At 48.7% G+C, this 23,387-nt stretch carries 15 protein-coding genes, 3 rRNA genes and 1 riboswitch; of the genes, 2 read left to right on the top strand and 16 right to left on the bottom strand.

From position 1 onward, the window contains the following. Window positions 1–90: 90 nt before the first annotated feature. The 12 genes from purF to MHI06_RS03630 form a co-directional block, all read right to left on the bottom strand. Window positions 91–1,569, bottom strand: coding sequence for an amidophosphoribosyltransferase (gene purF, locus MHI06_RS03685; RefSeq protein ID WP_340400471.1), 1,479 nt, complete (start codon window positions 1,567–1,569; stop codon window positions 91–93). Further along, the gene (purL, locus tag MHI06_RS03680; RefSeq protein ID WP_340400470.1) at window positions 1,554–3,797 is read right to left on the bottom strand and encodes a phosphoribosylformylglycinamidine synthase subunit PurL; all 2,244 of its coding nucleotides are present in this window, start codon (window positions 3,795–3,797) and stop codon (window positions 1,554–1,556) included. The genes purF and purL overlap by 16 nt, the downstream gene beginning before the upstream one ends. After that, the gene (gene purQ, locus MHI06_RS03675; RefSeq protein ID WP_169482943.1) at window positions 3,775–4,464 is read right to left on the bottom strand and encodes a phosphoribosylformylglycinamidine synthase subunit PurQ; all 690 of its coding nucleotides are present in this window, start codon (window positions 4,462–4,464) and stop codon (window positions 3,775–3,777) included. Before purQ ends, purL begins: the two co-directional genes overlap by 23 nt. A gap of 4 nt (window positions 4,465–4,468) precedes the next feature. Continuing rightward, entirely contained in the window at window positions 4,469–4,714 is a 246-nt protein-coding gene (gene purS / locus MHI06_RS03670; RefSeq protein ID WP_090923368.1) for a phosphoribosylformylglycinamidine synthase subunit PurS, read from the bottom strand. Between the two features lie 570 nt (window positions 4,715–5,284). Next, window positions 5,285–6,157, bottom strand: coding sequence for a phosphoribosylaminoimidazolesuccinocarboxamide synthase (locus MHI06_RS03665; RefSeq protein ID WP_340400469.1), 873 nt, complete (start codon window positions 6,155–6,157; stop codon window positions 5,285–5,287). A gap of 235 nt (window positions 6,158–6,392) precedes the next feature. Then, entirely contained in the window at window positions 6,393–7,691 is a 1,299-nt protein-coding gene (purB, locus tag MHI06_RS03660) for an adenylosuccinate lyase (protein ID WP_340400468.1), read from the bottom strand. Continuing rightward, window positions 7,688–8,890 carry a 5-(carboxyamino)imidazole ribonucleotide synthase gene (purK, locus tag MHI06_RS03655; RefSeq protein ID WP_340400467.1) on the bottom strand — a complete coding sequence of 401 codons (1,203 nt, stop codon included), beginning with the start codon at window positions 8,888–8,890 and terminating at the stop codon, window positions 7,688–7,690. Before purK ends, purB begins: the two co-directional genes overlap by 4 nt. Next, window positions 8,887–9,372 (bottom strand): 5-(carboxyamino)imidazole ribonucleotide mutase, encoded by a 486-nt coding sequence (purE, locus tag MHI06_RS03650; protein WP_017690699.1) that lies wholly within the window; start codon window positions 9,370–9,372, stop codon window positions 8,887–8,889. Before purE ends, purK begins: the two co-directional genes overlap by 4 nt. Window positions 9,373–9,565: 193 nt before the next feature. Continuing rightward, window positions 9,566–9,667: riboswitch (purine riboswitch) on the bottom strand. 270 nt (window positions 9,668–9,937) lie between these two features. Then, entirely contained in the window at window positions 9,938–10,372 is a 435-nt protein-coding gene (locus tag MHI06_RS03645; protein ID WP_062836206.1) for a universal stress protein, read from the bottom strand. A gap of 244 nt (window positions 10,373–10,616) precedes the next feature. Next, window positions 10,617–10,880: a DUF1294 domain-containing protein gene (locus MHI06_RS03640; RefSeq protein ID WP_017690702.1), complete on the bottom strand. Its 264-nt coding sequence runs from the start codon at window positions 10,878–10,880 to the stop codon at window positions 10,617–10,619. 127 nt (window positions 10,881–11,007) lie between these two features. Then, complete coding sequence (locus MHI06_RS03635; RefSeq protein ID WP_017690703.1) at window positions 11,008–11,145, bottom strand: hypothetical protein; 138 nt, start codon at window positions 11,143–11,145, stop codon at window positions 11,008–11,010. Window positions 11,146–11,309: 164 nt separating this feature from the next. Continuing rightward, window positions 11,310–13,439 (bottom strand): DNA topoisomerase III, encoded by a 2,130-nt coding sequence (locus tag MHI06_RS03630; protein ID WP_340400466.1) that lies wholly within the window; start codon window positions 13,437–13,439, stop codon window positions 11,310–11,312. A gap of 371 nt (window positions 13,440–13,810) precedes the next feature. Here MHI06_RS03630 and MHI06_RS03625 point away from each other — a divergent pair, with 371 nt between their 5' ends. After that, on the top strand, window positions 13,811–15,745 hold the full coding sequence (locus tag MHI06_RS03625) for an amidase family protein (protein ID WP_340400465.1): 1,935 nt from the start codon (window positions 13,811–13,813) through the stop codon (window positions 15,743–15,745). Window positions 15,746–15,919: 174 nt separating this feature from the next. On the opposite strand, the gene MHI06_RS03620 is transcribed toward MHI06_RS03625, so the two are convergent. Next, on the bottom strand, window positions 15,920–16,927 hold the full coding sequence (locus tag MHI06_RS03620; protein ID WP_340400464.1) for a ketoacyl-ACP synthase III: 1,008 nt from the start codon (window positions 16,925–16,927) through the stop codon (window positions 15,920–15,922). Between the two features lie 302 nt (window positions 16,928–17,229). Here MHI06_RS03620 and MHI06_RS03615 point away from each other — a divergent pair, with 302 nt between their 5' ends. Continuing rightward, on the top strand, window positions 17,230–17,784 hold the full coding sequence (locus MHI06_RS03615; RefSeq protein ID WP_340400463.1) for an NADPH-dependent FMN reductase: 555 nt from the start codon (window positions 17,230–17,232) through the stop codon (window positions 17,782–17,784). A 180-nt stretch (window positions 17,785–17,964) separates the two neighbouring features. On the opposite strand, the gene rrf is transcribed toward MHI06_RS03615, so the two are convergent. From rrf to MHI06_RS03600, 3 genes are all read right to left on the bottom strand, one after another. Beyond that, window positions 17,965–18,081: ribosomal RNA gene (gene rrf / locus MHI06_RS03610) — 5S ribosomal RNA — on the bottom strand. Between the two features lie 77 nt (window positions 18,082–18,158). Then, window positions 18,159–21,085: ribosomal RNA gene (locus tag MHI06_RS03605) — 23S ribosomal RNA — on the bottom strand. 306 nt (window positions 21,086–21,391) lie between these two features. Then, a 16S ribosomal RNA gene (locus MHI06_RS03600) occupies window positions 21,392–22,944 on the bottom strand. Together the 16S, 23S and 5S rRNA genes form the textbook arrangement of a ribosomal RNA operon. Window positions 22,945–23,387: the final 443 nt, after the last annotated feature.

Below are 23,387 nucleotides of genomic sequence, written 5' to 3'. Positions count from 1 at the left end.
CCGCTCAGCTACGCTGCGGGGCAAGCCCGCTGGGCAGCTGCTTCGCCTGGCTGCCTGGCCCCTGTTGCTCCGCAAGGCGGGGCTATAAGGCTAACAGCTGCAGCCGAATTTTTCTTCGCCGTCAAAATCGAGGCGGGTTGGGTAATCATGATCAAAACATGCGAGACATAGTCCGCCTTTAGGATCATCCTGATTATCTCCCTGAATCGATGCAATCAGTCCATCGGGACTGAGGAACTCCAGGGAGTCCGCATTAATTTCACGGCAAATTTCTTCCACCGACAACTGTGAAGCAATTAATTCACGGCTGTCAGGCGTATCAATACCGTAGAAACACGGGTTTTTGAAAGGTGGTGATGTAATGCGCACATGAACCTCGGTAGCTCCTGCATCACGCAGCATGTTCACGATCCGACGGGAGGTTGTTCCCCGTACGATGGAGTCGTCAATCATGACCACACGTTTGCCTTCCACAACGCGACGCACAGCGCTCAGCTTCATCTTCACGCCCTGCTCCCGCAATTCTTGGCTTGGCTGGATAAACGTACGTCCGGTGTATTTATTCTTGATCATACCCATCTCATACGGAATACCTGTCTGTTCAGCGTATCCAATTGCTGCCGAGATGCTGGAGTCCGGTACACCTGTAACCAGGTCCGCATCCACAAACGACTCAATCGCCATCCGGCTTCCCATCCGTTTACGGGCCGCATGCTGGTTCGTACCATTCATATCACTATCCGGACGAGCAAAATATATATATTCCATCGCGCATAATGCCTTGCGGTGTTTGTGATGATCAAAACGATCCTCGTGCAGACCATCTGCATCCAGCACAAGCAGTTCACCCGGTTCGATATCACGAATCAACTCTGCGCCGATCGTTTCCAGTGCACAGGTCTCGGATGCAAACAGATACGCATCTCCCAGTTTGCCCATCGTCAATGGACGCAGACCATGGGGATCGGAAGCAACCAGCAACTTGTCGTTGGTCATGATCAGAAATGCATAACCACCCACAATGCGCTGGAATGCCTCTTTTGCCGCTTCCACAAGCCCTTTGGAGGATCGTGCAATTAGATGCGCAATAACCTCGGTATCACTTGTTGTTTGGAAAATGGAACCGCTCTGCTCCAGCTCACGCCGGATCGTTGGTGCATTCACAATGTTTCCGTTAGTCGCTACTGCCAGATCACCATCACGGTATTTGAATACCAATGGCTGTGCGTTCGTCAGTTTACTATCACCACTCGTTGAATACCGGACATGCCCAATGGAGATATCCCCGGTCAACGTCTGCATCAGGTCTTTGGTGAACACTTCCTTCACCAGACCCATGCCGCGATGATAATTAAACTGGCTGCCATCACTCACACACATGCCTGCACTTTCTTCGCCCCGATGTTGCAGCGCATGCAGGCCATAATAGGAGAGCGAAGCCGCGTCAGGGTGTCTGAACACCCCGAACACGCCGCATTCTTCCTTCAATTTGTCGAGTCCTTCCTTGCCGGACCCTTCATTATAATAATCGCCTGTCCACAACGGTCCTGTCGTCAGTTCATGAGACATGGAATCGCATCCTCCCAGACCTGAGCTAAACCTCCTACAGGTTCGCTCACGGCTGATGTTCCGTTCAATTCAATCGTCAGGTTACTTCCTTCTACACGTCCAATCACAGCTACAGGCACACCGCGCTCACGTACAAATGCTTCAAGTTTACCCGCTTGCTCAGGCGTAGCCGACAACAAGATACGGGATTGGCTCTCGCTGAACAGGGCGTGATCTGCACGCAGTGCAGTCTCCACATTCACCTGTGCTCCTACGTTACCGCTGATACAAGACTCTGCGAGTGCAACAGCCAAGCCGCCTTCAGACAAGTCATGTGCAGAGCGAACGAGTCCGGATTGGATCGCTTCCAGCACCGTGCTGAGCAGCGCTTTTTCCGTTTGCAAGTTCAGTTCTGGTGGACGACCTTCCGTCTGACCATGAACCGCGTATTGCAGCTCGCTGCCACCCAGCTCAGCTTTCGTTTCACCGAGGAGGATGATAACATCACCTTCGGATTTGAATGATTGTGTCGTGATATGATCCGTATCATGAACAAGACCTACCATACCGACAACTGGCGTTGGATAGATGGAGCCTTTGGCGTTTTCGTTATACAGACTTACGTTACCACCGATAACCGGCGTATCCAGCACACGGCAAGCTTCCGCCATACCGTCTACCGCTTTCTCCATTTGCCAGAAAATATCCGGCTTCTCCGGGTTACCGAAGTTCAGGTTGTCCGTAATTGCCAGCGGCTCTGCACCAGAACATACAATGTTACGCGCTGCTTCACTTACAGCAATCCGTCCACCAACTTCAGGATCAAGATACACATAACGTCCATTACAGTCCGTTGTCATTGCGAGGCCTTTGCGTGTTCCACGAATCGTGACTACGGCTGCATCCGAACCTGGACGAACGGCAGTGCTTGTACGCACCATGTAGTCGTATTGGTCATACACCCACTTTTTACTTGCTACTGTTGGTGAAGCCAGTACTTGTTTCAATGCTCCGCCGAGATCCGACACTTCGTCGTAACGAAGCGTGTCGATGGAAGCACTTTGCTCGTAGTAGGCAGGTACAGAAGATGGTTTGTCATACACTGGACATTCGTCAACCAAAGCCGTTACAGGCATATCTCCGACCACTTCGCCGTGGTGGATCAATTTCAAACGACCGTCATCCGTTACTTTACCGACTTTGGCACAGATTACGCCCCAACGTTCAAAGATTTCCATCGCCTGCGCCTCATCCTTCGGCTCAACGACGAACAACATACGTTCTTGGGACTCAGACAACATCATCTCGTAAGGCGTCATGCCTTCTTCACGCTGTGGCACCTGATCCAGATACAATTCCAGACCGTTACCCGCTTTACTTGCCATCTCTGCACTCGAACATGTCAGACCCGCAGCACCCATATCCTGAATTCCGAGCACGATGCCCGTGTCGATCAATTCCAGACAGGATTCCATTACCAGTTTCTCCATAAATGGATCGCCAACCTGAACCGCTGTCCGTTGGGACTCGGATTCTTCCGTCAGTTCAACCGATGCAAAGGTTGCTCCATGAATACCATCCCGGCCTGTTGGCGGGCCCACATAGTAAACCGGGTTACCTACACCTTTAGCTACACCGCGCTGAATCTTGTCATGATCAATCAGACCCACACACATGGCGTTAACCAGCGGATTGCCTTCATAGCTCTCATCAAACATCACTTCGCCACCAACAGTAGGAATACCGATACAGTTACCGTATCCAGCAATACCCGCTACCACATGTTCGAACAAATATTTAACGCGATCACTCTCCAACTTGCCAAAACGAAGGGAGTTCAGTATTGCTACTGGTCTTGCACCCATGGAGAAAATATCACGGATAATGCCGCCCACACCTGTTGCCGCACCTTGATAAGGCTCAACCGCGGAAGGATGGTTATGGCTTTCAATTTTGAATACAACGGCCTGGTTATCACCGATATCCACGATACCGGCACCTTCACCAGGTCCCATCAGGACACGTGGTCCAGTGGTTGGGAAACGGCGCAGTAATGGCTTGGAGTTTTTATAAGCACAGTGCTCGGACCACATTACACTGAACACACCAATTTCCGTGTAGTTTGGCTTGCGCCCCATGAACTCACAGATCAGCGCATACTCGCTGTCAGATACGCCCATTTGTGCGTAAAGTTTATGTTCTGCGACCTGTTCTGCTGTCGGTTCCTTAGCGGATAACTGCTGCGTCATGCCGATCCCTCCATGCTTTCAAAATAGATGTAAACATACGTTTGCCGTCTTCCGAACCAAACAGTGAATCCACTGCACGCTCTGGATGCGGCATCATGCCGACCACGTTTCCAGCCTCATTACAGACTCCCGCGATATCACCCAGGGAACCGTTCGGGTTGTTGCCATACGTAAATACGATCTGGTTGTTCGCTTGCAGACTCGCAAGTGTCTCCTCGTCGCAATAATAGTTGCCTTCGCCATGAGCAATCGGGATGATAATCTCTTCGCCGGGTGCATAGTCACGTGTAAATGGTGTATCTGCATTCGCCACTTTCAATACTGTATCGTGACAACGGAATTTCAGGGAAGTGTTGCGGATCAATGCACCTGGAAGCAATCCAGCTTCGGTCAGGATCTGGAATCCGTTGCAAATACCCAGGATATATTTACCTTGTTCAGCAGCTTTCGCTACCTCGTTCATTACCGGTGCAAAGCGGGAAATCGCTCCGCAGCGCAGGTAGTCACCATAAGAGAAACCACCCGGAACTAAAATACAATCATAAGCCGATAGATCTGTAGCCGTGTGCCATACATAATCAACCTCTTGCCCAATCGCATCTTCCACTGCCTTGTAACAGTCGATGTCGCAGTTGGAGCCAGGGAACACAAGAACTGCAAATTTCATGAGATTAACCCTCCAATTCGTAGCGGTAATCTTCAACAACGGTGTTGGCCAGCAGCTTTTCACACATGACTTTCAAACGTTTCTCCGCTTCCACACGATCTGTTGTATCCAGGTTCAGTTCCATGACTTTACCGATCCGTACACTTTCCACTTCATTGAATCCCATGGAGTGCAGGGCTCCTTGTACAGCTACGCCTTGCGGGTCGAGTACGCTTTGCTTAATAGTGACATATACGGTTGCTTTGATCATGATCCTTATGTTCCTCCTCAGTAATGAACGGGATAAATGCTTTACGCTGTTAAAAAAGTGACTTGGGGCGCTTGCTCCGGGGCGGATTGTTCTTCCGGTCGCTTGTTGTCCCCAGGTTTTTTGATTATTTTGAACCGCTGTGCGGTCAAAACCCGGGGACAAAGGCGAACGCTATCGCTCCTTTAAGAACAATTCCGCCCCTCCGCTAGTCCATGCGACGTTTTTTTAAAGGCCTAAACCTTTTACGTTGCACGGTGTGTAATGGTCTAGCCTGACCATTCTTCAAAACAGTGAATGGCGAATGGTCTTTAAGTTACTTTATGAATCAATGAATTTGAATCTTGCAATCTCTTCAGGCTTCTCCTACCTGTGGGAAGCCACCGCTCTTAATTGCCTCACCCACCAGTTTGAACACTGGCGGAGGGAAAGATTTGAGCTAGAGAAACGAAGTGCTCGCCTTTGCAACCGGAATGTTTCCTTTGAAAAAAGGATTCCAATCAAAACATTCCGGGGGCAACAGCGATCGAAAGCCAAACTTTCCCGCAGCTCTCGCTCAAACGTTAAACTTTATTATTTCGTTAAACGGTTATAAATATCGACGTATCTTGCGGTTGTTGTCTCTACTACCTCTTGTGGGAGTGGATCGGGTTTGCTGTTCTTGTCCCAATCGGTTCCGGCGAGATAGGTGCGCACTGGCTCTTTATCCATGCTGTCGATCTCGATGTCGAGTTCATAATTCTCTTTGGCCCAGAAGCGTGAAGCGTCTGGAGTGAAGATTTCGTCAATCAGAATGACCTTGCCATCAACGATGCCGAACTCGAATTTGCAGTCTGCCAGAATGATGCCACGCTGATCACAGTAATCACGGGCGAATTCGTACAGTCGCAGGCTTTTTTCCTGAAGCTCAACTGCGAGTGCGTCTCCCACCAGTTCTTTCATGCGATCCATTGGGATATCTTCATCATGACCAACATCGTTTTTGGCTGCTGGGGTGAAAATGGGAACTTCGAGCTTAGCGTTCTTGCGAAGTCCATCAGGCAGCTTAATCCCATTCACTTCACCGCTTGTCTCATATTGTCTCCATCCACCACCAGTGATGTATCCACGTACGACACACTCAATATCAATGCGTTCCGCTTTGCGAGTTACCATGATGCGGTCTTTGAGCAATTCAGGGTCTGTGATGATATCACCCAGTTGATTTACATCAGTATGAACGACGTGGTTCTCCATCATGTCTCCTGTCAGTTCAAACCAGAAACTGCTGAGTTTATTCAGTACGTTTCCTTTCTCGGGAACTGCCGGGTCCAGCACGTAATCGAATGCCGAGATTCGGTCAGTTACCACGATTAGAAAATGTTCACCCAGATCGTACAATTCACGTACTTTTCCTTTATATAACAGAGGTGCTTTAACGAGAACTGCCGCAGTGGACAGTGCCATGGGCTCACCTTCTTTCAGGAGATGTAAGGCTAAGGTCAGAATCCTGATGGTGCGGACTCCACTCCGATGACAGAACAATCTTCCAATCGCTGTTATCCCCAGATTTTTTGATTCCACTTTTTCAAAGTGAAAATCCGGGGATAAAGGCGACCGCTTCGCTTCTTCAGCTTATTTCTGTCCTCTGCGTTCCCTGCTAGTCCATCATTCTGCGCTGTAGCCTTATGGGAGTTATATATTAATCGTTCAAGCCGAGCTTTTTGAAGATCGTGTCAACGTGCTTCAGGTGCCATGACGGGTTGAATGCATCTGCGATTTCTTCTTCGTTCAGCACTTCCGTGATTTCCGGTGTGGATTTCACGATATCCTGGAACTGACGTTGCTCTTCCCATGCTTGCATCGCACGTGGTTGAACGGTATCGTACGCTTGCTCGCGGCTGAAGCCTTTGTCGATCAGCTTCGTCATAATGCGACCGGAGAATGGTACACCGTAGGTACGCTCCATGTTGCGTTTCATGTTCTCAGGGAATACCGTCAGGTTCTTCACGATGTTGCCAAAACGGTTCAGCATGTAGTTCAGCAGCATCGTTGCATCTGGCAGAATGATACGTTCTACGGAAGAATGTGAGATGTCGCGCTCGTGCCAGAGCGTTACGTTCTCGTATGCCGATACCATATGTCCGCGAATGACGCGGGACAGACCGGAGATGTTTTCACTACCGATCGGGTTACGCTTGTGCGGCATCGCAGAAGATCCTTTTTGACCTTTAGCAAAAGCTTCTTCCACTTCACGGAACTCACTCTTCTGCAGTGCACGTACCTCTGTAGCAAACTTGTCCAGAGACGTTGCGATCAACGCCAGTGTAGCCATATATTCCGCATGACGGTCACGTTGCAATGTTTGAGTCGAGATCGGCGCAGGTTTCGTGCCCAACTTCTCGCAGACAAACTCTTCGACAAACGGATCGATGTTCGCGTACGTTCCTACTGCGCCTGAGATTTTGCCGTATTGTACATTGTCTGCTGCATGACGGAAACGCTCCAGGTTCCGTTTCATCTCTTCATGCCACAACGCCATTTTCAGTCCAAATGTTGTTGGCTCTGCATGTACCCCGTGCGTACGCCCCATCATTGGTGTGTGCTGATATGCCAGTGCTTTTTCACGAAGAATTTCAATGAAATTCACGATATCTTTTTCCAGAATCTCATTCGCTTGACGCAGTACATATCCCAGGGCCGTATCCACGACATCTGTGGAAGTCAGTCCGTAGTGCACCCATTTCCGCTCCGCACCCAGACTTTCAGATACCGTACGTGTAAATGCGATAACATCATGACGTGTTTCTTGTTCGATCTCATAGATGCGGTCGATATCAAAAGATGCGTTCTGACGAAGCAGTGCTGCTTCATCCTTAGGGATAACACCCAGTTCAGCCCACGCCTCACATGCACAAATTTCAACTTCCAGCCATGATTGGAATTTGTTCTCTTCCGTCCAGATGGCTCTCATTTCGGGTCTGCTATAACGTTCAATCATGAATTTGTATTCCTCCAGAGATTAGTTTGTTCAATCCATTGCAATCCTTCTTCAACATCCTGACAGAGCAGATTCACATGCCCCATCTTACGTCCAGTTTTCGCTTCAGTTTTACCATATATGTGAAGCTTGGGAATCACACCGAGTTCAATCGCTTCTGCATCAGGTTGCCCTGTTCTGGCGATAATGCCTTCCAAATGTTCTCCAAGCACATTGACCATGACGACAGGACTCAATAACGAAGTGTCCCCTAGTGGTAATCCGCAGATGGCACGAATATGTTGTTCGAACTGAGAAGTCGCACAAGCTTCCATCGTATAGTGACCAGAATTATGTGGTCTTGGTGCCAGTTCGTTGACGTACAGTCTTCCATCTGCCGCTACAAACAGTTCCACAGCAAGCAACCCAACAGCCTTCATCGATTCTGCCACCGCTGCTGCCAGCTTTTGAGCTTCAATCTGGATGTCTGTAGCAACTCTAGCCGGTACGATTGACGCATGCAAAATGTTATTCACATGAATGTTCTCCGCTGGCGGGAACGTCTTGATCTCCCCATTTGTACTACGCGCTACAACGACCGATATTTCGCATTCAAACTTGATGAATTGTTCCAACACCAGTTCCGCACCAGTAGCTGCAAGTTCTTCGTATGCCGCAACAGCCTGACTTGCTTCCCGGATCACCCGTTGACCTTTGCCATCGTAGCCTCCAGTCACCGTCTTCAGTACGCAGGGCACTCCAAGTTCGCTTACAGCAGCAAGCATCGTATCCGCACTTGTGATCTCACGATAAGGCGCGACTCTTACTCCAGCAGCTTCAATCGCCCGTTTTTCACGCAATCGATGTTGTGTGGTGTACAATAACGCACTTCCTTGTGGAACGTAGGACTCCCGTTCGAGCAACGCAGCGACTTCTGCATCTACATTTTCGAACTCATACGTAATGACATCGCATTGTCGAGCCAGTTCAAGTGCAGCTTTGGCATCGTCATATCCTGCTTCAATCTGACGAGCAACTTGACCACAAGGCGCATCCGGAGCTGGATCAAGAGTAACAAATCGATACCCCATTGCCGTTCCTGCGAGCGTCATCATGCGTCCGAGCTGTCCGCCTCCAAGAATGCCGATGGTTGTTTTCCCGGGCAGCAGGATTTTTTTCAGCTCTCCTGCTATACCGGATTGGTTCCCTGTGCTACTCATAGTTCTTCACTGCTTTCGAGTACTTCTTGTTTGATGCGCTCTCTTCGAGCTTCAGAGCGACGTTGGACATCCGGGTCAAAAGCACCGATCATCTGAGCTGCCAGCAATCCTGCATTGGTTGCCCCTGCCTTGCCAATCGCCACAGTTGCGACGGGAATACCACCAGGCATCTGAACAATGGACAACAAGGAATCGAGACCGTTCAATGCTTTGGATTGAACCGGAACACCAATGACCGGAAGCATCGTTTTGGCTGCAACCATACCGGGTAGATGTGCCGCCCCGCCTGCGCCTGCAATGATCACCTTGAATCCTCGATCAATTGCCTGCTCTGCGTATTCGAACATCAAATCCGGTGTACGATGGGCTGAGACAACCTTTTTCTCATAACCAATCTCCAGTTCATCCAGAACCTCGCACGCATGCTTCATCGTTTCCCAATCCGACTTGCTGCCCATAATTACAGCGACTTGCAGTGACATGAATACATCCAACTCCCGTCTGAGCTTTTTTGATTACATCTGGTATTAATGAATTCTTTTAACGTTTGAAATGAAAAAATCCGCTACCCTCGAAAACATCACATTTTCTTCGGACACCGGACTCCAAGAAATACGTCTCCCTCATTTGGGCATGCCAAAAGGGGGCTTGCTGTCCGCATCTGGTTGCATGCGACTCTCAGCCGTATCTCCTCGTAGTCCGGAAATTTACGGTTCCCGGGTAGATACTTCCGGGCCCTATTCCCGGCGTTATACGAGCAAATATCTATTCAAACCATCTTCATTCGTTTTGTAATATCTTATTACACAATTCGTTCCTACTCGACCTTATTCTTACCTGATCGACACATCTAACATTCTAACAATCCCCTACAGCTAATGTCAACTTAAAGACGAACATTTAACATATTGACAAATATAATGTTCGGGAATTGCTTCATTAAATTCGCTTAGTCATCCATTTCATCCCATAAAAGAAAGCCGGCTCCTCTTCAATCTCTCGAAGACAACCGGCTTCCTGCTCTTTCGTGTGTACACACTTCATCCATTATTTTACGATCAGTACTGGAACCTGAGCATGCTGCACCACATTGTGACTGACACTACCCAGGACAAATTCCCGAATTCCGCCCAGTCCGCGGCTACCAATAATAATGATATCAGAATCATTTTCTTTGGCAAAATCAAGCAGCACTTCCGCAGCCGCTCCTTGAATCAAGTCCACGTTGGCCGTTACACCAGCAGCCTGGATTCGCTCTTTCGCTTCATCCGTTGTCTGCACCGCCAGATTGTAATAGTCATTATTAAGTGAAGGTGGCAGTGGAGCCAACCCCTCACCAATGAATACACGCGGGAAATCAAAAGCATGAATAACATCCAATACAGCATCCGGGGACACTTTAGCTAGCTCAATCGCACGATCGAGTGCTTTATTTGAAGCTTTGGAACCATCATAAGCTACTAATATTTTGGAAAATAACATGTGAATCCCGTCCCTTCCTTTATATGTAGAGCACGCGAAGCAAGCTTCGGTCTGACATCCAATAAACTAACACAACCATATAACTCCTTAAACGTTCCGGAGCCACTATGAACCATTTATACGAATGAATTTACATATCAGACAAATTAACGATACACCTTCACTTCAGCGTAAGCCTAGTTCGATATCTCCAATCCTACAATTAAAAAGACAGAAGGAATGGTTACGTACGCGTTCCATGTGTTCATTGAATAAAGTAACCATATATTACCGCATTCAAGAACAACAACAACGGAATGCCAATCGTGAAGCTGGGATGTTTGGTTTTATGCCTTTTCCGATACATCGCGATCCAGACTCCCAAAGCACCGCCAATAAAAGCAAGCAAGAATAACGTCCGTTCAGGTGTACGATCACGACGTTGCTGTGCACGCCTCTTATCATCTGACATCACCAGATAACCAACTACATTAATAAATAGAAACCACAATATAAGTCCGGTTTGCATATAATTCTAGCGATCCCCCTGTCCCGGGACATCTCCCTGCCTCCATTATAATCCTCATCAGAGACATGTTCAACGCACCGGGTAGGGAACCGCAAGTTTGTGTAAGAACGCTAACCTCGCTCTGACTCTAGGACTCCTGTTTGGGAATACCGTTCAGACTTGGCGCTCTTTTGGCAGCTTTGTCCGGACGCACAGCGATACTCTCTTCCCGAATACTGTCTTTGTTTTGCTGGTTATGGATTTTCTCTGGTTTGTTATGCGGCATATAGGTATCACCTCCTTGGCTTACGTTGCCTGAAAACGGAGGATCTTATACGACTTCACATAGATGAGTAGACAAAAGTTATAATCAGTCCCTTTGGAGTAAATGAGCACACCGTTCGCATGGCTCGTACCGCACGAGGTAAGATCTCAACTACCTCAAGCGTGTTACTCCCCTTTTTTCTCCATAGCCGCCTTCAGCAGATCGCCCAGATTGGAGCCAATCGACTCTTGCTTCGCATACTGTTTCACCAGTTTTTGCTGATCGCGTTTGTTCACATGCTGTTTGTCCTTATCCAATGTTTCTGTAATACCACAAGGCAGACATTGCACGTATAACCCCGCCTTGCCTTCTTTGATTTCCATCTTTTTGTGACACTGCGCACAACGACGATTGGACAATCTTTTCTCTGCCGAACGACGATACCCGCAGTCCTCAGTAGGACATACGAGAAACTTGCCGCGCTTGCCCTTCTTCTCCAGCAGTCGTGCATTACAGTCCGGGCAATGGCTATTGGTCACATTATGCGGCTTGTACTCTGCTTTGCTGCCTTTTACCGTAGACACCAGCTCTTTCGCCATGGAACGGATACTATCCAGGAATGGTCCCGGTTTCCCTTGCCCACGGGCAATCCGCTCCAGTTCAGCTTCCCAGCGGGCGGTCAGATCCGGTGAACGAAGCTGCGGGGCAGCCAGTTCAATCAACTGCTTTCCTTTACCGGTTGGATGCATGCTGTTGCCTTGACGATCTATTGTATCGGAACTGACCAGTTTCTCGATAATATCCGCACGTGTAGCCGGAGTGCCCAGTCCATGCTTTTCCATCTGGGAAAGCAAAGCAGCTTCGGTATACCGTTTGGGCGGCATCGTTCGTCCACTTTTAATATGACAACGCTGAACCGTCACGGACTGTCCTTGCTGCACATCTGGCAAAAGCGCACGCTCATGGTCTGCTGCATCATCAGTACGGTCATCGTCATCATCGCTGTAATCGCCGCCGTATACTTCACGCCATCCACTTTCTTTCACCGTTGTACCTTTAACATGGAAGGAGTCATTCCCCACCTGAACCGTGATCGCAACCGAATCGTACTTCGCTGCCGGATAGAATAGGCTGATAAAACGACGTACGATCAGATCGTACAGTTTGCGTTCCTCTGGATTCAATTGATTCAAAAGTACCGTCTGCTCCGTTGGAATAATCGCATGGTGATCCGTAACTTTGCTGTCATCCACAATACGTTTGGTGATATTCAGATTTTTGCGCAGCAAAGGACGTGCCAAAGACGCATAAGGTCCAATGGCTACACTATCCAGCCGTTCTTTCAACGTAGCTGTCATATCCGAAGTGAGGTATCGACTGTCCGTACGCGGATACGTCACAAGCTTGTGCTGTTCATACAGACGTTGCAGGACATTTGATGTTTGCTTTGCAGAGAAACCATACTTCCGGTTGGCATCCCGTTGTAGTTCCGTCAGATCATATGCCAGTGGATGCGGCTCAACCTTCTCGCTTTTCTTCACTTGGGCAATCGTACCCTTACGGCCGTCTACCCGTTTCTTCAATTCCTGCGTTTCCTGAGGGTCAAAGATTCGCGAATCTCCCCCAGTTGCCCGCCACACAGCCTGAAAATCTCCCAAATCTGCCGTTAACGTCTCATACTCCTGCGAGCGGAAACCGTTAATTTCGTTTTCCCTGTCCATAATCATGCCCAAGGTCGGGGTTTGTACACGTCCAGCAGACAACTGCGCATTGAAACGAACGGTTAATGCACGGGTCACGTTAAGTCCGATCATCCAGTCAGCTTCCGCCCGGCAACGCGCAGATTCATAGAGACGGTCGAACTGACTTCCTGGCTTCAGCGATTCGAATCCGTCTTTAATCGCCTTATCTGTCTGGGATGATATCCACAGGCGTTTGAAAGGTTTTTTCCACCCCGCCATCTGCATGATCCAACGGGCCAGCAATTCTCCCTCACGTGCCGCATCCGTCGCAATGACAAGCTCCCCCACATCCTGACGTTTCATCAGCTGCTGTACTGCTTTATATTGATGGTTGGTCTCTTTAAGCACCTTCAGTTTCGTACGCTCTGGCAGAATGGGTAGGTCCTCCAGATTCCATGTCGCATACTTCTTGTCGTAATCCTCCGGTTCAGCTAATCCAACCAGATGTCCAAGCGCCCAGGTAACGATATATTTCGGGCCTTCCATATAACTTTTATGTTTATCACGCGCACCCATGACTCTGGCTATTTCGCGTGCTACAGATGGTTTTTCTGCGAGTACCAATGTCTTCACTTCATATCTCTTCCTCTCTGTAATGCCTTATGTCTCTTCGATTCCTATCTTTTCATTATATCATTTCACGGTAAAGGTATGCTCTGTCATGTCTCTTTTTTAATGAATGCACATCATGTAACCACATGTTCAATCGTAATGTCGTATGTATGTTATATTTCATTACACAAAGGAGAATGATAGTTTTCCTGAGTACACGGAATTAGAAGCATCAATAAGTATTAGCACTGTACAGCATTGATGTATACGTTTTTTTGGATAAATATAAACATTGTAAGTTTACCTAACATGACTATACAATGTGTCAAAAGCATAGAAACAGAATCGCTGCTAAAACACATCAATGAGACACAGGAAGGGAGCGTGGATGCATGACTTATCATGGATCTGTATTGAAAAAAAGTGGGGCTTTGTTATTGGCGGGAGCTGTTGTTGCCACAACATGGGGAGGAACGGTGCCTTCGGCATCAGCTGCAACGGCAACGCCTACGAGTAAAACAACAGTTGCTGCGGTATCCAAAGGCAAAGCGCCTGCTACTCCGGCAGCATTTGTTCAGGCTATGGAAGAAGCGGCTACACTTGCAGGTGTTCCTTTCACCATGGACAAGCTGTCTGGCACAACCGTTCAACGTAAAGATGCTGCGGTCGCCTTGCAACAATGGCTCGAACTTGATTCGACTTCCGAATCATTCAAGGATGTCCCGGATAAAGCCACTTTCGCAGGTGCTGTTGGTGCATTGAACACTGCGGGGTTGATGAAAGGTTATACGGAATCCCTCTTCCTTCCAAACGCTGTACTTACGGAGAATGACCTCTCCATATTGAAAGATCGCATTTATAACTACATAAAACCGTTTGTGCTGGAGGAAGCAACCATCATGGATCTCCAAGCCGCAATGACGCAAGGAAAACTGACATCAAAAGAGCTAGTTCAGAAATATCTGGACCGCATTGAAAAATACGATGATCAAGGTGTAAGCATCAATGCCGTATTAACTCTGAACCCGGATGCACTCAAAATTGCGGAGCAACTGGATGAGGAACGTGCAGCTCAAGGTGCTCGCGGGCCTCTGCATGGCGTTCCGATTCTGGTCAAAGATAACTTCGATACCAATGACATGCCTACAACCGCAGGCTGTATCTGTCTGAAAGACTCCGTCCCTGCTCACGATGCTGAACAAGTGAAGAAACTCAAAGCAGCTGGCGCCATTATTTTGGGCAAAACGAACCTGCATGAATTCGCATTTGGCATCACGACATCCAGCTCATTGGGTGGACAAACACTGAATCCTTATGCTCTGGACCACTATCCAGGTGGCTCAAGTGGTGGAACAGGTGCTGCCATTGCATCTAACTTTGCAGCAGCCGGCATGGGTACAGACACTGGTGGTTCGATCCGAATCCCATCCAGCTTCAACAGCCTTGTAGGTATCCGTCCAACCATCGGACTGTCCAGCCGTGAAGGCATTATCCCATTGGCTTTGACACAGGATGTAGGTGGACCAATGGCTCGTACAGTTAGTGACGCTGCAATCATGTTGGATGCTACAGCCGGCTATGATAAAAAGGATGTAGCTACAGCTTACGCGGTTGGAAAAATCCCTTCCAGCTATACAGACTTCTTAGATGTAAACGGACTGAAAGGTGCACGCATCGGTGTGGCCACAGAACTCATCCCAAGTACCAAAGCTGAAGAAAAAGCCGTTGCTGACGTGATCAACACCGCTGTGGAAGAACTGAAGACACTGGGCGCTACCGCAGTTCCCATTTCCATCCCGAACTTGACTGAGATCAATAAATATCCAAGTCTCAGCGGATATGAATTCAAGTTCCAGTTGAATGACTATCTGGACTCATTGGGTGCAGACGCTCCATATCACAGTCTGTCCGAGATCATCGCTTCCGGAGAGTTCGACAAATCTCAGGAGCAATCCATGAAGACTCGGGATGCACGCCAAACGTTGGAGACTACCGAATACAAGGACATCGTCCTGAAACGCACCCAAGTTACACGTGAGTCCCTGCTGAAAGTTATGGCAGACAACAACCTGGATGCCATCATCTATCCTACGTCCACACAAGCCGCTGGTGTTATTGGCGAAGGACAAAACTCCGGTGGTAACAACCGATTGAGTCCTTTCTCCGGCTTCCCGGCGATCACTGTACCTGCCGGTTTCACAACCGATGGATTGCCAGTAGGTATGGAATTCCTGGGTCGTGCCTTTGATGAAGGAACCTTGATCAAGCTAGCTTATAGCTACGAACAAGGAACTCATCACCGCCAAGCTCCTAAGCTTACGCCGTAAAATATTTATGGGATTAAGCAATTCCGGTTAACACAAAAAATAGATGCAATCATTTCACTTTTTTGAAACGAGTTAACCCACTAAAGAGACCACCCTCTTCATGACTGCATGAAGTTTGGGTGGTCTGTTTTATATTCTCTATTTATTTTTGCGTTGCATACAGTCGTATGTTACTCATTCCTGAATCTTGTCCGGCACGCCCCATTTCAGCACCAGACCTGCGTACGTCAGACCACCGCCAAATCCAAAGAGAGCCACGCTCTGTCCTTCTTTCAACTTCCCTTCATCCACTGCAATCTGCAGCGCCAGCGGAATGGAAGCGGCAGATGTGTTCCCACGATACTCGACACTGGTTAAAGTACGTTCCAAGGGTACCGGTCCACGTTCGCAAACAGCCTCAATCATTCTCATGTTGGCACTGTGTGGGACAAACCAGTCAATCTGGTCAGGTCTCAATTCAGCTTTTGCTATAAGTTTACCCAACTGCTCTGGAATCGTTCGTACAGCCCACTTATAGATCTCTCGGCCATTCTGAACTAAACAACCTTCGCCCTGTAAAGGCACACCATTCATCTCTGAAGACAAACCACTCTTATAGAGATGTACACCGCCATCTCCATGCGTACCTGATATGGCTGCCATAAAGTCACCTTCTGCAGCTGCTGATCTCTCCACCAAGAAAGCTCCTGCCCCGTCACCAAACAGTACACAAGTCGTGCGGTCTGTGTAATCCGTAATTTTAGATAATGTCTCTGCTCCAATAACCAGCACTTTACGGTACATCCCACTGGTCACTAGACTGTCGGCTAACTGCAACCCATAGGTAAAACCTGCACATGCAGCATTCAAATCCAGCACTCCAGTGTGTGGGATCTTAAGGTTAGCCTGTACCCTGGATGCCGTACTTGGGAAAGCATATTCAGGTGTACTTGTAGCCACAAGGATCATATCCACATCTTCTACACTTACTTGGTAACGGCGTATCATATCTTCCACAGCCTTGGTAGCCAGGTCAGATACAAACTGATCTTCAGCTGCAATTCGCCGTTCTCTCATACCTGTACGTTGCACAATCCATTCGTCACTTGTCTCGACCAACTTCTCCAGATCAGCATTCGTTAATATTCGATCCGGTACATACGTCCCCATTGCCGTGATGGTTGCCTTTGATTGATGATTCATACCGGTAGTCACCTCATTTGTTTTTTTATTATTATAGCACTAAGTCTTAGTACTTGGTACTAATTTTTTTAAAAATATTTATGATGATCCTTTCGTCAGTTGTTAATTGTAAGTGATCTCTTCATCCTATTACCCAGAGTAATACAAACTATCGCGTGCATTTTTGATGAAGAATGGTGGATATCTCCTGATTAACATGAAGAATATCTTAATTCAATGCGTTTTCTATAGACAGCTCATTGCAACAGGAGGAAAATAAGCAGATTGCCCTACATCACTAAAGAATAGAGATGATATATCCCATGAAGAAAGAATTAAATATCCTTGCCATTTCCGGAAGTCTGCGCAATCCGTCCTCCAATACGCTATTAATGCACGCCATGATTAAACTGACTACTCCTAATCTTAAGTTTGAAGTATACGATGGATTAAATGATCTACCGCATTTTAACCCTGACCTCGATGTCGAAGAGGGCCCAGTGTCCGTGCAGAATTGGAGAGAGCGATTGGAGCATTCGGATGGAGTTCTTATCTGCACGCCAGAGTATGGAAATGGAGTTCCTGGAGCCTTAAAAAATGCATTAGATTGGATTGTATCTTCTGGAGATTGGCTCAATAAACCCACCATTGTGATCGCTGCTTCCCCAAGCCCCATGGGAGGTGACAAAGCTCATGCTTCCCTATTGCTGACACTAAATATGATTAATGCACACGTTCTACAGGATGGCTGCTTAACCATTCCTCATATTACATTGAAAATGAACAAAGAAGGAGTCATCATTGATTCGGAAACCCACCATGCATTGCAGAACTCCCTTGCAATCCTTGGGGAAGCTTGCAACCAAATGAAATTTTAAACAAGTGCTTATTCATTAAATGGATGATATAGAAATGAACAATTTAAAGTTAATTAACATACTCTTAAAATATTGAAATAAAAAAACAGCCTGGTGAATAACCCGGGCTGTTATAAGGTTTATATAAGCATTTAGGATAAAAAAAGACACACTCGATATCATCAAGTGTGTCTTTATATTGCTTGGCGGCGTCCTACTCTCCCAGGACCCTGCGGTCCAAGTACCATCGGCGCTAGAGGGCTTAACGGTCGTGTTCGGGATGGGTACGTGTGGAACCCCTCCGCTATCGCCACCAAACGCGTAGCTTACATTTCAGAGTTGTTGTTCTCTGAAAACTAGATTCGAAACGAAACATGCGAATTATCACTTGCTAATTGGATAAGCCCTCGACCGATTAGTACTGGTCAGCTCCATGCATTGCTGCACTTCCACCCCCAGCCTATCTACCTCGTCGTCTTCAAGGGGTCTTACATACTGGGAAATCTCATCTTGAGGGGGGCTTCACGCTTAGATGCTTTCAGCGTTTATCCCGTCCGTACATAGCTACCCAGCGGTGCTCCTGGCGGAACAACTGGTACACCAGCGGTACGTCCATCCCGGTCCTCTCGTACTAAGGACAGCTCCTCTCAAATTTCCTACGCCCACGACAGATAGGGACCGAACTGTCTCACGACGTTCTGAACCCAGCTCGCGTACCGCTTTAATGGGCGAACAGCCCAACCCTTGGGACCTACTTCAGCCCCAGGATGCGATGAGCCGACATCGAGGTGCCAAACCTCCCCGTCGATGTGGACTCTTGGGGGAGATAAGCCTGTTATCCCCAGGGTAGCTTTTATCCGTTGAGCGATGGCCCTTCCATGCGGTACCACCGGATCACTAAGCCCGACTTTCGTCCCTGCTCGACTTGTAGGTCTCGCAGTCAAGCTCCCTTATGCCTTTGCACTCTTCGAATGATTTCCAACCATTCTGAGGGAACCTTTGGGCGCCTCCGTTACTCTTTAGGAGGCGACCGCCCCAGTCAAACTGCCCACCTGACACTGTCCCCGTACCGGATTACGGTACCAGGTTAGAACCTAGATACGATCAGGGTGGTATCCCAACGTTGCCTCCACACAAGCTGGCGCTCATGCTTCAAAGGCTCCCACCTATCCTGTACAGATCGTACCCAAATTCAATATCAAGCTGCAGTAAAGCTCCATGGGGTCTTTCCGTCTTGTCGCGGGTAACCTGCATCTTCACAGGTATTAAAATTTCACCGGATCTCTCGTTGAGACAGCGCCCAAGTCGTTACGCCATTCGTGCGGGTCAGAATTTACCTGACAAGGAATTTCGCTACCTTAGGACCGTTATAGTTACGGCCGCCGTTTACTGGGGCTTCGGTTCACAGCTTCGGATTGCTCCTAACCACTCCCCTTAACCTTCCAGCACCGGGCAGGCGTCAGCCCGTATACTTCGCCTTACGGCTTCGCACAGACCTGTGTTTTTGCTAAACAGTCGCTTGGGCCTTTTCACTGCGGCCCCCTCGTGCTATTCACACTACCGGGGCACCCCTTCTCCCGAAGTTACGGGGTCATTTTGCCGAGTTCCTTAACGAGAGTTCTTCCGCGCGCCTTAGAATACTCTTCTCGCCTACCTGTGTCGGTTTGCGGTACGGGCACCATCACCTGGCTAGAGGCTTTTCTTGGCAGTGTGAGATCATGACCTTCGCTACTACAATTTTCGCTCCCCATCACAGCTTAGCCTTAATGATGTGCGGATTTGCCTACACATCAGCCTCACTGCTTAGACGGACATCCATCAGTCCGCGTCACTACCCTACTGCGTCCCCCCATTGCTCATAACGGCTTACGGTGGTACAGGAATTTCGACCTGTTGTCCTTCGACTACGCCTTTCGGCCTCGCCTTAGGTCCCGACTTACCCTGAGCGGACGAGCCTTCCTCAGGAACCCTTAGGCTTTCGGCGGATCAGATTCTCACTGATCTTTTCGTTACTCATACCGGCATTCTCACTTGTATAATGTCCAGCGCTCCTTACGGTACACCTTCAACCCTTATACAACGCTCCCCTACCCCTGATGCAAAGCATCAAGCCATAGCTTCGGTGGTGTGTTTAGCCCCGTTACATTTTCGGCGCAGAGTCACTCGACCAGTGAGCTATTACGCACTCTTTCAATGGTGGCTGCTTCTAAGCCAACATCCTGGTTGTCTGTGCAACTCCACATCCTTTTCCACTTAACACACACTTGGGGACCTTAGCTGATGGTCTGGGCTGTTTCCCTTTTGACAATGGATCTTAGCACTCACTGTCTGACTCCCGGAAGTAAGTCTATGGCATTCGGAGTTTGACTGAGCTTGGTAACCCTTGCGGGCCCCGCACCCAATCAGTGCTCTACCTCCACGACTCTGTTTTCCGAGGCTAGCCCTAAAGCTATTTCGGGGAGAACCAGCTATCTCCGAGTTCGATTGGAATTTCTCCGCTACCCCCACCTCATCCCCGCATTTTTCAACATGCGTGGGTTCGGGCCTCCAGTGCGTGTTACCGCACCTTCACCCTGGACAGGGGTAGATCACCCGGTTTCGGGTCTACGTCCACGTACTCAGTCGCCCTATTCAGACTCGCTTTCGCTGCGGCTCCGGCTCTTCACCTTAACCTTGCACGGGAACGTAACTCGCCGGTTCATTCTACAAAAGGCACGCCATCACCCCTAAAACGGGCTCTGACTTTTTGTAAGCACACGGTTTCAGGTTCTATTTCACTCCCCTTCCGGGGTGCTTTTCACCTTTCCCTCACGGTACTGCTTCACTATCGGTCGCTAGGAAGTATTTAGCCTTGGCAGATGGTCCTGCCGGATTCATACGGGGTTTCACGTGCCCCGCACTACTCGGGATCCGTCTCGGAGGGAACAGACTTTCAACTACAGGGCTTTTACCTTCTTTGGCGGGCCTTTCCAGACCTCTTCGCTTAACCGGTTCCTTTGTAACTCCATGTGAGACGTCCCACAACCCCAAAGAGCAAGCTCTTTGGTTTGGGCTTCTCCGCGTTCGCTCGCCGCTACTGACGGAATCACTATTGTTTTCTCTTCCTCAGGGTACTTAGATGTTTCAGTTCCCCTGGTATGCCTCTGCATAACCTATGTATTCAGTTATGAGTAACTGGAAATTACCCCAGCTGGGTTTCCCCATTCGGACACCCCCGGATCAAAGCTTGCTTACAGCTCCCCGAGGCAGTTTCGTTGTTCGCCACGTCCTTCATCGGCTCCTAGCGCCTAGGCATCCTCCGTGTGCTCTTAGTAGCTTAACCTCGTGCTCCGGTTTCGACTGCTCGCTTCCCTTGTTTTGCTTGCGCAAAGCCAAAAGTCGCTCCCATTCGATACCATCGTACGTGCAATCTACCTTATAAAAACACTTCACTTGTTTACACAAGATCAGCTTAAAGGAATGTTCTAATTCGCGTTTGTTTCGTTTCGATATCTAGTTTTCAAAGAACAAGCTACATGCAAAAGCAAGCTGTTTGAGAGTTTGAGCTCTCAAAACCGAACAACGAGTGAGTGTTTTGCAGCTAAGCTGCATATTTGAATGTTTCCACTCGGGAAACGATTCTCCATAGAAAGGAGGTGATCCAGCCGCACCTTCCGATACGGCTACCTTGTTACGACTTCACCCCAATCATCTATCCCACCTTCGGCGGCTGGCTCCTTGCGGTTACCCCACCGACTTCGGGTGTTATAAACTCTCGTGGTGTGACGGGCGGTGTGTACAAGACCCGGGAACGTATTCACCGCGGCATGCTGATCCGCGATTACTAGCAATTCCGACTTCATGCAGGCGAGTTGCAGCCTGCAATCCGAACTGAGACCGGCTTTGTTGGGATTGGCTCCATCTCGCGATTTCGCAGCCCGTTGTACCGGCCATTGTAGTACGTGTGTAGCCCAGGTCATAAGGGGCATGATGATTTGACGTCATCCCCACCTTCCTCCGGTTTGTCACCGGCAGTCTATCTAGAGTGCCCATCCGAAATGCTGGCAACTAAATATAAGGGTTGCGCTCGTTGCGGGACTTAACCCAACATCTCACGACACGAGCTGACGACAACCATGCACCACCTGTCTCCTCTGTCCCGAAGGAAAGATACATCTCTGCATCGATCAGAGGGATGTCAAGACCTGGTAAGGTTCTTCGCGTTGCTTCGAATTAAACCACATACTCCACTGCTTGTGCGGGTCCCCGTCAATTCCTTTGAGTTTCAGTCTTGCGACCGTACTCCCCAGGCGGAGTGCTTAATGTGTTAACTTCGGCACCAAGGGTATCGAAACCCCTAACACCTAGCACTCATCGTTTACGGCGTGGACTACCAGGGTATCTAATCCTGTTTGCTCCCCACGCTTTCGCGCCTCAGCGTCAGTTACAGCCCAGAGAGTCGCCTTCGCCACTGGTGTTCCTCCACATATCTACGCATTTCACCGCTACACGTGGAATTCCACTCTCCTCTTCTGCACTCAAGTCACCCAGTTTCCAGTGCGATCCGGGGTTGAGCCCCGGGATTAAACACCAGACTTAAATGACCGCCTGCGCGCGCTTTACGCCCAATAATTCCGGACAACGCTTGCCCCCTACGTATTACCGCGGCTGCTGGCACGTAGTTAGCCGGGGCTTTCTTCTCAGGTACCGTCACCTTGAGAGCAGTTACTCTCCCAAGCGTTCTTCCCTGGCAACAGAGCTTTACGATCCGAAAACCTTCATCACTCACGCGGCATTGCTCCGTCAGGCTTTCGCCCATTGCGGAAGATTCCCTACTGCTGCCTCCCGTAGGAGTCTGGGCCGTGTCTCAGTCCCAGTGTGGCCGATCACCCTCTCAGGTCGGCTACGCATCGTCGCCTTGGTGAGCCGTTACCTCACCAACTAGCTAATGCGCCGCAGGCCCATCCCCAAGTGACAGATTGCTCCGTCTTTCCAGTTCTCTTCAGGCGAAGAAAACAACTATTCGGTATTAGCTACCGTTTCCGGTAGTTGTCCCAAACTTGAGGGCAGGTTGCCTACGTGTTACTCACCCGTCCGCCGCTAAGTATCAAGGAAGCAAGCTTCCTATCAACTCCGCTCGACTTGCATGTATTAGGCATGCCGCCAGCGTTCGTCCTGAGCCAGGATCAAACTCTCCAATAAAGTATTGAAAAGAGCGATAAGCTCATTTTGAATCTGACGAGATTAAAAATCTCATTTGTGCTCCAGTCGATCCAAGCCAAGGCTTGTCTCAAACTTTCGCGTTCATTCTGCAAGCAGAATGTTTACTCACTCGTTGTTCAGTTTTCAAAGATCAAACTTGTTTCATCACCGAACTTCGTTCTCTTCAGCAACTCTTATATATTATCATGTCCGAACCAACTTTGCAAGCTCTTTTTTTAAGTTTCTTTCGAAGCTTATTTCATTCGCTTGCCGCACCGTGTAAACCGTGTTTTCTTGTCCGGAATTAGAATATACCATGTACAGATAAGGAACGCAAGTCTTTTTTCAAAAAACATTAATCCTTATAAAACAAGTATCCTTTAGTCCTTTTAACAAGTATCTCCTTATAGTGGGCCAAATGATACATCTGCGCACTAACTTTA

It is taken from the genome of Paenibacillus sp. FSL H8-0079 (genome assembly GCF_037991315.1).
Taxonomy (GTDB): Bacteria; Bacillota; Bacilli; order Paenibacillales; family Paenibacillaceae; genus Paenibacillus.
Note: the sequence above shows the minus strand (reverse complement) of the source record. Positions and strands in the feature narration are given on the sequence as shown.